This window comes from Pseudomonas palleroniana, from assembly GCF_022836895.1.
Lineage (GTDB): Bacteria > Pseudomonadota > Gammaproteobacteria > Pseudomonadales > Pseudomonadaceae > Aquipseudomonas > Aquipseudomonas palleroniana.
Map to the genome: position 1 here is coordinate 6,070,917 of NZ_CP092411.1, position 12,681 is coordinate 6,083,597.

General features: G+C 59.9%; 9 protein-coding genes, 2 tRNA genes and 2 pseudogenes. 2 read left to right on the forward strand and 11 right to left on the reverse strand.

What is annotated here, in order from left to right; all coding sequences use genetic code 11:
* Positions 1-85: 85 nt before the first annotated feature.
* The 7 genes from dnaB to rnr form a co-directional block, all read right to left on the reverse strand.
* Entirely contained in the window at positions 86-1,483 is a 1,398-nt protein-coding gene (gene dnaB, locus MJP36_RS27345; protein WP_060755095.1) for a replicative DNA helicase, read from the reverse strand.
* 110 nt (positions 1,484-1,593) lie between these two features.
* A complete protein-coding gene (rplI, locus tag MJP36_RS27350; RefSeq protein ID WP_003171376.1) occupies positions 1,594-2,040 on the reverse strand; it encodes a 50S ribosomal protein L9 in 447 nt (148 codons plus the stop codon).
* An 18-nt stretch (positions 2,041-2,058) separates the two neighbouring features.
* Positions 2,059-2,952: a YybS family protein gene (locus MJP36_RS27355; RefSeq protein WP_060755096.1), complete on the reverse strand. Its 894-nt coding sequence runs from the start codon at positions 2,950-2,952 to the stop codon at positions 2,059-2,061.
* A gap of 36 nt (positions 2,953-2,988) precedes the next feature.
* Entirely contained in the window at positions 2,989-3,219 is a 231-nt protein-coding gene (gene rpsR / locus MJP36_RS27360; protein WP_002551829.1) for a 30S ribosomal protein S18, read from the reverse strand.
* A 28-nt stretch (positions 3,220-3,247) separates the two neighbouring features.
* The gene (rpsF, locus tag MJP36_RS27365) at positions 3,248-3,670 is read right to left on the reverse strand and encodes a 30S ribosomal protein S6 (RefSeq protein WP_003236224.1); all 423 of its coding nucleotides are present in this window, start codon (positions 3,668-3,670) and stop codon (positions 3,248-3,250) included.
* A 310-nt stretch (positions 3,671-3,980) separates the two neighbouring features.
* Positions 3,981-4,736, reverse strand: coding sequence for a 23S rRNA (guanosine(2251)-2'-O)-methyltransferase RlmB (rlmB, locus tag MJP36_RS27370; protein ID WP_244384520.1), 756 nt, complete (start codon positions 4,734-4,736; stop codon positions 3,981-3,983).
* Positions 4,733-7,363: a ribonuclease R gene (gene rnr / locus MJP36_RS27375; RefSeq protein ID WP_244384521.1), complete on the reverse strand. Its 2,631-nt coding sequence runs from the start codon at positions 7,361-7,363 to the stop codon at positions 4,733-4,735. Before rnr ends, rlmB begins: the two co-directional genes overlap by 4 nt.
* A 224-nt stretch (positions 7,364-7,587) precedes the next feature.
* Between rnr and MJP36_RS27380 the strand changes: the two genes are divergently transcribed.
* Together MJP36_RS27380 and MJP36_RS27385 are read left to right on the forward strand one after the other, a co-directional pair.
* Positions 7,588-7,674, forward strand: a tRNA-Leu gene (locus MJP36_RS27380).
* A 153-nt stretch (positions 7,675-7,827) separates the two neighbouring features.
* Positions 7,828-7,914: transfer RNA gene (locus MJP36_RS27385), tRNA-Leu, on the forward strand.
* Positions 7,915-8,038: 124 nt separating this feature from the next.
* On the opposite strand, the pseudogene MJP36_RS28255 reads toward MJP36_RS27385, so the two are convergent.
* The 4 genes and pseudogenes from MJP36_RS28255 to MJP36_RS27400 all read right to left on the reverse strand — a co-directional run.
* Positions 8,039-8,554: pseudogene (locus MJP36_RS28255) on the reverse strand (methyl-accepting chemotaxis protein); the annotation flags it as partial.
* A gap of 390 nt (positions 8,555-8,944) precedes the next feature.
* Positions 8,945-10,000 (reverse strand): annotated as a pseudogene (locus MJP36_RS28260) (methyl-accepting chemotaxis protein); the annotation flags it as partial.
* Between the two features lie 112 nt (positions 10,001-10,112).
* Complete coding sequence (locus MJP36_RS27395) at positions 10,113-11,402, reverse strand: adenylosuccinate synthase (protein WP_060755100.1); 1,290 nt, start codon at positions 11,400-11,402, stop codon at positions 10,113-10,115.
* A gap of 54 nt (positions 11,403-11,456) precedes the next feature.
* Positions 11,457-12,644, reverse strand: a complete 1,188-nt coding sequence (locus MJP36_RS27400; RefSeq protein WP_060755101.1) for an ATP phosphoribosyltransferase regulatory subunit — start codon at positions 12,642-12,644, stop codon at positions 11,457-11,459.
* Positions 12,645-12,681 lie beyond the last annotated feature (37 nt).

Below are 12,681 nucleotides of genomic sequence, written 5' to 3' on the forward strand. Positions count from 1 at the left end.
AAACTGCGATGAAAAATCGCGGGCGCGAAATATAGCACAAATTTTGACCAATTCCGACGATAACGGTCGGAATTGAGCAGATGGCTTATTCGTCGTCGTCGAAATTGTAGCTACCCGGCGCGAGGTTCTCGAAGCGGGTGTATTTGCCGATAAACGCCAGGCGGATAAATCCGATAGGACCGTTCCGCTGCTTGCCGATGATGATCTCGGCAATGCCCTTGTGCTCGGTTTCCGGGTGATACACCTCGTCGCGGTAGACGAACATGATCACGTCGGCGTCCTGCTCGATCGCTCCGGATTCGCGCAAGTCGGAGTTCACCGGACGCTTGTTGGGACGTTGCTCCAGGGAGCGGTTGAGCTGGGACAGCGCCACCACCGGGCAGTTGAATTCCTTGGCCAGGGCTTTCAAGGACCGGGAGATTTCAGAAATCTCGTTGGTACGGTTGTCGCCGCTGGAGCCTGGGATCTGCATCAACTGCAGGTAGTCGATCATGATCAGGGCGATGTCACCGTGTTCACGCACCAGGCGCCGCGTACGCGCACGCATCTCGGAGGGGCTGATGCCCGCGGTGTCGTCGATGAACAGCTTGCGATCGTTGAGCAGATTGACCGCCGAGGTGAGGCGTGGCCAATCGTCATCTTCCAGCTGGCCGGAACGTACCTTGGTCTGGTCGATACGCCCCAGCGACGAGAGCATCCGCATGACCAGCGATTCGCCTGGCATCTCCAGGGAATACACCAGGACGGTCTTGTCGCTGCGTAACACGGCGTTTTCCACCAGGTTCATCGCAAAGGTGGTCTTACCCATGGACGGACGGCCGGCGACGATGATCAAGTCGGCCGGTTGCAGGCCGCTGGTTTTCTCGTCGAGGTCGGTGTAGCCGGTGGAAATACCGGTAATGGCGGCATCGGTATTGAACAGGGTGTCGATGCGATCGATGGCCTTGGTCAACAGCTCGTTGACGCCTACCGGGCCGCCGGTCTTGGGGCGTGCCTCAGCAATCTGGAAGATCTGGCGCTCGGCCTCATCCAGAATCTCTTCGGCGGTACGCCCTTCGGGGTTGAACGCACTGTCGGCGATTTCGGTGCTGATACCGATCAATTGACGCAGAGTGGCCCGCTGGCGAACGATCTGGGCATAGGCCTTGATGTTGGCGACGGACGGCGTGTTTTTCGCCAGTTCACCCAGGTAACCGAGGCCGCCGACCTGGGAGGTCTGGCCTTCCTTGTCGAGTTGTTCGGCCAGGGTTACCACGTCGATCGGCGAGTTCTGATCGGCCAGCTTGGCGATGGCGCGGAAGATCAAGCGGTGGTCATGCCGATAGAAATCACCGTCCGAGACTTGATCCAGCACGCGCTCCCAGGCGTTGTTGTCCAGCATCAAGCCACCGAGCACGGCCTGTTCGGCCTCGATGGAATGCGGCGGCACCTTCAGGGCAGCGGTTTGCAGATCGTATTGCTCAGGAGCTGAAATATCGTTCATGGCCACTTGGAATTGGGGGTCTGTAGAAAAACAAAAGGCACGACCTGTAAACAGGATCGTGCCCGATGTTAACCGCCCGGCACACGAGGTGCCAGCCAGTTAGGTGCGACTTAAGCTGCTACCACGACAACGCGTACGGTGGCTTCAACTTCAGCGTGCAGGTGCACGGCTACGTCGAATTCGCCTACGTTGCGGATGGTGCCGTTCGGCAGACGAACTTCGCTCTTCTGCACTTCAACGCCCGAAGCGGTCAGTGCATCAGCGATGTCGTGGGTGCCGATCGAACCGAACAGCTTGCCTTCGTCACCGGCGGTGGCAGTGATAGTCACTTCCAGCTCAGCCAGTTGGGCAGCGCGAGTTTCAGCCGAAGCTTTTTTGTCTGCTGCTGCTTTTTCCAGCTCAGCACGACGCTCTTCAAACGCAGCCAGGTTGGCAGCGGTTGCAGCGGTGGCTTTGCCGTATGGCAGCAGGTAGTTACGACCGTAGCCGGCCTTAACGTTCACTTTGTCGCCCAGGTTGCCCAGGTTGGCGACTTTTTCCAGAAGGATCAGTTGCATGTGAAAATCCTCTAACTTTTAACCTTCACCGTTCGCGTTATCGGCGTCTTTCGGCGCCAGACGACCGCGAAAATCAATCAGGCCGTCGACAATGGCCAAGACCACGAGTAACGGATAGATCAGCTGCATGAACAGCAACAGCGTGACGTACAACCCCACCAGCCAGAACCTGGCCAGGCGCTTTCGCGCAACCAGCCCATGAATCAGGGCCAGTCCGGCAAACACCAGCGGTACGCTGCAAATCGGCGCCAGCAAGGCCATCTGAGGACCGAAGTTCGGTCCGACAACCATGCACGCCAGCAGCAACATCGCCGGCCCCGTCGGGATTCTGATACTGCGAAATTCGCGACCAAAACCACCCGGGTTGTACAACAACGCCTGCCAGTAACGCCCAAGAATCAGGCTCATAACGCTGACAACCTGCAACAATGCCGCAATCAGGCCGGTCAGGACCGGGGCAATCAGTGACACAAACCGCGCTCGCTCATCTACCGACAATTGCTGGTAGATATCCCCGAGGGCCAGCGGCAGGATCTTGACGATCTCTTGTGCCAGCGCCTCGATCTGTGGGCGGAAAGCCGCGCCAAGCATCACCGAATACACCAAACCCAATGCCACGCTGACCAGCAGCGTACGGACCCAGGACTCACTTGCGCGCAAAACCAACGCAAGGCTCGATGACCCCAGCAGTACCAGAAGTACCCGTGGATCACCCAATTGCAGCCACCAGATCAAGGCCGGCAACAATCCCAGGGCAAGAACGCCAACGGCGTCCTTCAAACCGCGCCGCAGGAGCACAAGGCAGCCTGCAGCAGCACCCAACCAATAAAACAACGGCAATGCCGCAAAGCCAGCCACTACCAGAGTGGCCTGCACACGGCCGCGCATGATGAACTCAGCTAAGGCGCGCATGCATTCAATCCCTTACTACTTGTCGACTGCCCGGTCTCAGCGGCCGTGGCTGTCGGTGTAGGCCAGCAGGGCCAGGAAGCGGGCGCGCTTGATAGCGGTGGCCAGCTGACGCTGATAACGAGCTTTGGTACCGGTGATACGGCTTGGAACGATTTTGCCGGTCTCGGATACGTAGGCTTTCAGAGTGTTGAGATCTTTGTAATCGATCTCTTTCACGTCTTCAGCGGTGAAGCGGCAGAATTTACGACGACGGAAGAAACGTGCCATTTGATAGGCTCCTTAAAAGGTCCGTGGATTACTCGTCAGCGTTATCGCTGTTGTCGCTGTCATCACTGTCAGCGCTATCAGCGCCTTCGTGCTCAGGACGGTCGCGACGCTCACGGCGCTCACTGCGGTTTTCTTCAGCCTTGAGCATCTCGGATTGGCCGGTAACGGCTTCTTCGCGACGGATGACCAGGTTACGGATCACTGCATCGTTGTAGCGGAAGTTGTCTTCCAGCTCGGCCAGGGCCTTGCCGGTGCACTCAACGTTCAGCATCACGTAGTGAGCCTTGTGAACATTGTTGATTGCGTAGGCCAGTTGACGACGGCCCCAATCTTCCAGACGGTGGATTTTGCCGCCGTCTTCTTCGATCAGCTTGGTGTAACGCTCAACCATGCCGCCGACTTGCTCGCTTTGATCCGGGTGGACCAAAAAGATGATTTCGTAATGACGCATGAATGCTCCTTACGGGTTGTAGCCTGCCGCTCAAAAACGGTCAGACAAGGAGTGAATGACACTTATGGATCTTGCCGCGGGGAGGCACATCGGTGCCTGCCAGGAAGGCAAGGGGCGCAATTGTAGAGAAGGGGGAGAAAGCGCGCAAGGTGATTGGTGATTATTTGAACAATCTTCCATACACCCCAGAATAACTGTGGGAGGGGGCTTGCTCCCGATGACAGAGTATCAGTCACTGCATCTGGCGACTGTCACACCGCTATCGGGAGCAAGCCCCCTCCCAAAGTTTGGATCCAGGCCCGGCTCGGGATTACTTCTTGGCTTTAGCCTTCGCGCCACGCTGACGCTGGGCCTCGAACAGGCACACACCCGTCGCGACCGACACGTTAAGACTGCTGACGCTACCGGCCATCGGCAAATGCACCAGGTAATCGCAATGCTCACGGGTCAGGCGGCGCATGCCCTTGCCTTCGGCGCCCATGATCAAGATGGTCGGGCCGGTGAAGTCCTGGTCATAAATACTGACCTCGGCCTCCCCTGCCGTACCCACCACCCACAGGCCACGCTGCTGGAGTTTTTCCAGGGTACGCGCCAGGTTGGTCACGGCCACCAGCGGAATAACTTCCGCCGCGCCACAGGCGACTTTACGCACGACCGGCGTCAAGGTAGCCGACTTGTCCTTAGGCACGATCACCGCCAGCGCACCGGCGGCATCTGCCGAGCGCAGGCAAGCGCCGAGGTTGTGCGGGTCGGTCACGCCGTCCAGCACCAGCAGCAGCGGCGCACCTTCGGTGCGGTCGAGCAGTTCATCCAGCATCGCTTCGCCCCAGACCTGGCTCGGACTGACGTCCGCGACCACACCCTGGTGCACACCTTCCACCCACGCATCCATCTCACGACGCTCAGCCTGGCCGATGGCGACGCGGTTTTCGTTGGCCAGCTCGACCAGCGTTTGCACACGCGGCTCGCTGCGACCTTCCGCCAGCCACACTTGTTTGACGCGCTTGGGATGGTGACGCAGCAATGCTTCTACGGCGTGCACGCCGTAGATTTTTTCCAGACTCATGACTTGGCCTTAGGTTTGCGCGACCCACTGCTCTTTGCAGGAGCCGAACCCGTCTTGGACGGGCCTTTACGATGTTTACTGGTCTTGCTCGACGAGCTTTCCGGCCCACGCGACTTACCGCCCGACGCCGGTTTACCACCGCTTTTGGCTTCGTTGAGCAACTGCTGCTTCAACTCGCGGCTCTTGCGTACCTCAGCGTTTTTAGCCGCGGCATCGCTTGGGCGGTAGGCTTCGGAGACCTTGTCCTTGCTGGAAGAACGACGGCCGGCCTTGGCGGGCTCAGGCTCGGCGGCTTTCGCAGGAGCACTTTTGCCTTTGGAGGCTGGCGCCGGGGTATCACCCCCACGTTTTTTACGACTGCCCGGTGATTCGGCGGGCTTGTCAGACATGCCGAAGTCGATCTTGCGCTCGTCGAGGTCGACGCGCATGACCTGCACTTCCACGGTGTCGCCCAGACGGAAACTGCGACCGGTACGCTCACCCGCCAGGCGGTGATGCACAGGATCGAAGTGATAGTAGTCACCCGGCAAGGCAGTCACGTGCACCAGGCCCTCGACATAGATGTCGGTCAGCTCGACGAACAAACCAAAACCGGTCACGGCCGTGATCACGCCAGGGAACGACTCGCCCACGCGATCCTTCATGAACTCGCACTTGAGCCAGTTCACCACGTCGCGGGTCGCTTCATCGGCACGACGCTCGCTCATGGAGCACTGCTCGCCCAACTGTTCCAGGGCCGCTTCGTCGTACGGATAGATGCGCGCCTTCGGAATGGTCATCGCACCGGCGCGCTTGACGTGCGGGGTGTTCTGCTTGGAGTGGATCACGCTGCGGATCGCCCGGTGCGTCAGCAGGTCCGGGTAACGGCGGATCGGCGAGGTGAAGTGGGTGTACGCCTCGTAATTCAGACCGAAGTGCCCCTGGTTGTCGGCGCTGTACACCGCCTGACTCAGCGAGCGCAGCATGACGGTCTGGATCACATGGTAATCCGGACGATCTTTGATGCCGGCCAGCAAAGCCTGGTAATCCTTCGGCGTCGGGCCGTCCTTGCCTTTATGCAGGGACAGGCCTAGCTCACCGAGGAACGCGCGCAGTTTTTCCAGTCGCTCAGGTGGCGGGCCATCGTGCACACGGTACAACGCAGGGATTTCATGCTTTTTCAGGAATTCGGCGGTGGCCACGTTGGCCGCCAGCATGCATTCCTCGATCAGCTTGTGCGCATCGTTACGCGTGGTCGGGGTGATTGCGGCGATCTTGCGCTCGGAACCGAAGACAATCCGGGTTTCCTGGGTTTCAAAATCGATCGCGCCACGGGTATGACGTGCACCCAACAACACCTTGTACAGCGCATACAGCTGCTTGAGGTGCGGCACCACGCCAGCGTATTCGGCACGCAGGGCCTTGGCTTCGCTGGTCTTCGGTGTTTCCAGGATGGTGCTGACCTTGTTGTAGGTCAGGCGCGCCTGGGAATGGATCACCGCTTCGTAGAACTGGTAATCGGTCATTTCGCCGGTTTTCGAGATAGTCATCTCGCACACCATGGCCAAACGGTCGACTTTCGGATTCAGCGAGCACAGGCCGTTGGACAGCTGCTCAGGCAGCATCGGGATCACGCGCTCGGGGAAGTACACCGAGTTGCCGCGCACCTGGGCTTCATTGTCCAGCGCCGAGCCGATCTTCACATAGCTGGATACGTCGGCAATCGCCACGTACAACTTCCAGCCGCCGGAGAACAGACGCAGCTTGCCGGGCTTGGCTTCGCAGTAGACCGCATCGTCGAAGTCGCGGGCATCTTCGCCGTCGATGGTGACGAACGGCAGATGGCGCAGATCGATGCGTTTCTCTTTGTCCTTTTCTTCTACTTCAGGCTTGAGCTTGCCGGCTTCCTTGAGCACAGCCTCAGGCCAGACGTGAGGAATATCGTAGGTACGCAGCGCGACATCGATTTCCATGCCCGGCGCCATGTAGTTGCCGACCACTTCAACGATATCGCCCTGCGGCTGGAAGCGCGCCGTTGGCCAGTGGGTGATTTTCACCTCAACGAACTGACCGACCTTGGCGGCGCCATTGCGGCCCGGGGTAATCAGCACTTCCTGCTGAACCTTTGGGTTGTCCGGTACAACGAAGCCGATACCGCCTTCTTCGAAATAACGGCCGACGATGGACTCGTGGGCACGCGATACGACCTCGACGATCACGCCTTCACGGCGACCGCGACGGTCCAGGCCGGACACGCGCGCCAGGGCACGGTCGCCATCGAATACCAGACGCATTTGCGCCGGGCTCATGAACAGGTCGTCGCTGCCGTCATCCGGGATCAGAAAGCCGAAACCGTCACGGTGGCCGGCAATACGGCCCAGGATCAGGTCGAGCTTGTCCACCGGCGCGTAAGTACCACGGCGGGTGTAGATCAGTTGTGCGTCGCGCTCCATGGCACGCAAGCGGCGGCGCAGCGCTTCGAGTTGGTCTTCGGTGGTCAGACCGAACTCTTCAACCAATTGCTCGCGGCTAGCAGGCGAACCCCGATCGGCGAGATGCGCCAGGATCAGTTCGCGGCTAGGAATAGGGTTTTCATATTTTTCCGCTTCACGAGCGGCCTCGGGATCGAGGGACTGCCAATCGGCCATTAGAGAGTTTTCACCTTGTCTATATGAGGGTTAGTTTGGCATACGCGTATTGAAACGGGAAATTTCAGGTTTCAACAAGCGTTTAAAAGCCTTTTGCAGCCCCTGACGGCTACCTTGCACGACCATTGGCGAAATTTTCCAGGTTTTTTTCATCGCAGGGGTTTACAGCCAAAAAATCGCTCCGTATAGTGCGCGCCATCGACGACGGCAACGTTGTTGATGCTGCCCAGGTGGTGAAATTGGTAGACACGCCAGCTTCAGGTGCTGGTGATCGCAAGGTCGTGGAAGTTCGAGTCTTCTCCTGGGCACCAAATTCAGATCAAACCCGCGAAAGCGGGTTTTTTCGTTTCAGGTCTTTGATTTTTAACGGGAATATTGATTTATATTTTTGTTATCAGGGGTTTACAGATCAAAAAGCCCTCCGTATAGTTCGCTCCATCAACAGCGCAAGCGCTGCTGATAATGCCCAGGTGGTGAAATTGGTAGACACGCCAGCTTCAGGTGCTGGTGACCTTACGGTCGTGGAAGTTCGAGTCTTCTCCTGGGCACCAAATTCAGATCAAACCCGCGAAAGCGGGTTTTTTCGTTTCTGACGTTCGAAAATATTCCCAACAGCTCATTCTCCAGTGCCGGGGTGCCAGCACCTGCGCTGACGCCCCGGATGCACCTGAGCCACTAGGCCCGGAACTGCCCCAGGCTCGCCTTCAATTGCGCCGCCAACCCGTCCAGCACCTTGCCGCTGGCGGTGGTTTCTACCACTGCCTGCGCGGCACGCTCCGCCTGCGCATGGATCACCTCGACCCGCCCCCGTACCGCATGAGCACCCTGGGCCTGGTGCTCGGCCGCACGCGTCGCCAAACCGATCGCCGCATGCACCTGCTCAACCGACACCTGTACGGTCTGCTGCAAGCGCACACTGTCGCGCAACACCAGCAGCCCTTCGCTGGCCTGGCGCCCGGCCTTGCCGATGGTTTCCACCGCCTCACGCGCCCCCTGCTGCAACGCCACGATATGGGCCTGGATGTCACCGGTGGAGCTTTGGGTTTTACTGGCCAATGCCCGCACCTCATCTGCCACGACCGCAAAGCCGCGTCCGGTCTCTCCGGCCCGCGCCGCCTCGATTGCGGCGTTGAGCGCCAACAGATTGGTCTGCTCGGCGATCCCGTGGATCACCGTCAGCACCACCTCAATCTGCTCACTCTGCTGCGCCAACCGCTCGATCACCTGGGAACCGGCCTGCACTTGCCCCGCCAAGGCCTCGATCAAGTTGCCGACTTGCGCGGAAGTCCGCGAGTTCTCATCCGTGGCCTGACGAATATCCACTACCTGCTGCAACGCCGCTTGCATCGCATGGCTTTCGGCCTGAGCCTCGTCCGCCATCTGCGACAGCGCGCGCAAGCTCTCGGCCACTTCGTCGCGCTGCAAACCAGCCGCCGCATCAGCACCGGCATTGCGCTGGGTCATGGCCCCGATTTCCACGCCGGTTCGCTGAGCCACATCGCCCGCCTCGCGCACAATCGGCTGCAACTTGTCGACAAAGCGATTGACCGCCGAGGCCATGGCGCCGATTTCGTCCTGGCTATTGATTTGCACACGTTTGGTAAGATCCCCCTCGCCCGCCGCCAAGTCATCCATGGCCGCAATCAGCAACTTCAAGCGATTGACCACACGACGCCCCAGCACGATAGCGATCAGCAGCAACACGCCGAAACCAACCAGCGCCAAGCCCATGCCGATGCGCCAGCGCAAGGTGCCGGCGGCGTCCTGCACAACGCTGGCAGTGTTGGCGCTCATCTGGGTGGCCGTGGCTTGCGCGGATTGCAAGCGGGCCCCCATGGCGGCCGCGCTATCAGCCGCCGCCCCTTTGAGACTGTCGCCCACCAACTGGTCGCCACTGGCGATCAGGGCTGCGAAGCGCTTATCCAGCGCAGCCAGATCCGCCTCCACTGCTGCGGTGGAAACCCCCATGCGCACCTTGCCGATTTCCACACCGTTGGGGCTGATGGACGCTTCGACATAGAACACTGACGGATCATCTTTCGCCGCATCCAGCACTTTATCCAGCGCGCGCTCACCCTTGCCCTTTTCCAGCAGCGCCTGGTTGATCGGATTTTCGCGATTGAGGTAGCGGGTCAAATGCTCGCCCGCCGCGTCGTCATAGACCACGAACAGTACGTTGGGATTGCGCTGGGCACGCCGGGCGAACTCCGACAGCGTCGGCACGTCACTGTCCCACATGGCGCGGGGCGCCACCGAGGCCAGCAGTTGCGCCATGTCATTGGCGGAGTCCTTCAGGTCTTTTTCCAGGGTCGCACGCAGTTGCTTCTGCTCTTCCTGCAGTCGGGTTGAAAGCCCCACTGTCAGGCGCTGACGGGTATTGGTCGACAAGCTGTCCAGGCTGGACGTGACTTCCTTACCGGCCTGGGCCAACTCGCCAGACAGCTTCTGACTATCGACCCCCAGCCGATTGCCCAAATCAGCCTCAAGCGCAGTGACGGTGCTCCGCGTCAGAGCGACGGCCACCAGCACTTGCACCAAAAGAGCGATACCAAGAGTAACGAACACCGGCCGCAACAGACGGCTTTGTAACAATGAGAGAACGGCAGACATCGAGAATCCCTCCACCCTGGGTGCCATTAATCTGATGGCGCCGCGAAAGGAAGAAGCAAAGCAAGGGCCGTGCCGTTCGCCCGTCACAAACGACAAAGGGCCCCCGAAGGAGCCCTTTGCTTTTTACATCAACAGCTTATTAAGCGAACGGATGACGCAGAACGATGGTTTCGTTGCGGTCAGGGCCCGTCGAAATAATGTCGATCGGTGCGCCAATCAGCTCTTCCACGCGCTTGATGTAAGCGCGGGCATTGGCCGGCAGCTCTTCCAGGGTCTTGGCACCCACGGTCGATTCGCTCCAGCCCGGCACTTCTTCGTACACCGGCTGCAGGCCCACATAGCTGTCGGCGTCAGTCGGGGCAACGCTATTGCCATCTGCATCTTTGTAGCCAACGCAGATATTGATGGTTTCCAGACCATCGAGTACGTCCAGCTTGGTCAGGCAGATGCCCGAGATGCTGTTCACGTCGATAGCGCGACGCAGGATAACGGCATCGAACCAGCCGCAACGACGGGCACGCCCGGTGGTCGCACCGAACTCGTGACCTTGCTTGGCCAGGTGTGCACCGACTTCGTCGAACAGCTCAGTCGGGAACGGACCCGAACCGACACGCGTGGTGTAGGCCTTGGTGATGCCCAGGATGTAGTCCAGGAACATAGGCCCCACGCCCGAACCCGTTGCAACGCCACCTGCGGTGGTGTTGGAACTGGTCACGTACGGATAGGTACCGTGGTCGATGTCCAGCAGCGAACCCTGGGCGCCTTCGAACATGATGTCTTTACCGGCGCGACGCAGCTCGTGCAGCTCGGCAGTCACGTCCAGCATCAACGGCTTGAGCAGCTCGGCGTATTCCTTGCACTCAGCCAGGGTCTTGTCGAACTCGATCGCCGGCTCTTTGTAGTAACCCACCAGCATGAAGTTGTGGTAATCCACCAGCTCACGCAGCTTGTCTTCAAAGCGCGGCATGTTGAGCAGGTCGCCCACACGCAGGCCACGGCGTGCGACCTTGTCTTCATAGGCCGGGCCGATACCGCGACCGGTGGTACCGATCTTCAGCTCGCCACGCGCCTTTTCACGAGCCTGGTCCAACGCAACATGGAAGGACAGGATCAGCGGGCAGGACGGGCTGATACGCAGGCGCTCGCGCACCGGTACGCCTTTCTCTTCCAGCTTGGTGATCTCACGCAGCAAGGCGTCAGGTGCAACCACCACACCGTTGCCGATCAGGCACTGCACGCCTTCGCGCAGCACGCCCGACGGGATCAGGTGCAAGACGGTTTTTTCGCCATCGATGACCAGAGTGTGGCCAGCGTTGTGGCCACCTTGGTAGCGCACTACGGCGGCAGCATGTTCGGTCAGCAGATCAACGATCTTGCCTTTGCCCTCATCACCCCACTGGGTGCCCAGGACTACGACATTCTTACCCATAACACTTGTCCTCATTCGCGCAAACTTGGTGCCGGCAATAGCCGGCAGGAAAACTCAAGAAGCCAGTGGCGATACTTGCCAAAGCCCGTTCTGCAGAATCAATTGCCGGTCACAGTCCGCTTCACGGGCGGCGGCCAATGGCTGCCCAGGCAAAGCCTGGACGACACGCTGACCCTCACCGCGCAACTGGCAAACCTGCTGCCAGAGTGCTGCGTCCGTACTGTCGGGCATCCAGATGCCACCAGACGGCAGCTCGACCTCAGCACGCCCCAGGGTCACCAGGGTTTTCAAATCGGTGGAAAAGCCAGTCGCCGGGCGGGCTCGACCGAAGTCGGCGCCAATGTCGTCATAACGACCGCCCTGGGCGATGGCCTGGCCAACACCCGGGACAAATACGGCGAACACTACACCGGTGTGGTAGTGGTAGCCGCGCAATTCACCCAGGTCGAAGTACAGCGGCAACTGCGGGAAGCGCGCCGACAACTGCTCGGCAATTGCCAGCACGTCGTCCAGTGCAGCCAGTACGGGCGCCGGCGCATTGGCCAGGCGCTCACGCGCAGCCACCAGCACTTCACGGCCACCGCACAGGTTCACCAGCGCACGCAGCATGTCGGCCAGGTCGGCAGGCACGCCAGCGGTCAGGGCAATGACTTCATCGATAGCCTTGCGTTGCAGGGCATCGAACAACTGTTGTTCCACTTCACCGGACAAACCGGCCGCACGGGCCAGGCCCCGGTAGATACCGACATGCCCCAGGTCCATGTGGACATCCGGCACATCAGCCAGTTGCAGCATGGCCAGCATCAAGCTGATCACTTCAACGTCGCTGCTTGGACTGGCATCGCCGTACAACTCGGCACCCAGCTGGATCGGGCTGCGGGAAGACGACAAGGCACGAGGCTGCGCGTGCAGCACGCTACCGGCGTAACACAGACGGCTCGGGCCTTCGCGACGCAGGGTGTGCGCATCGATACGCGCCACTTGCGGCGTGATGTCGGCACGGAAACCCATTTGCCGGCCTGATTGCGGGTCGATGACCTTGAAGGTGCGCAAATCCAGGTCCTGGCCCGCGCCGGTCAGCAGGGATTCCAGGTACTCGATATGAGGGGTGACGACAAACTCGTAACCCCAGCTCTGGAACAGATCCAACACCTGGCGACGCGCTACTTCAATGCGCGCAGCTTCCGGTGGCAGTACTTCTTCGATGCCATCTGGCAGCAGCCAGCGGTCTACCGTTGCCATTACGCCATTCCCCTATGATCCGGGCGGCCAGCCCTCG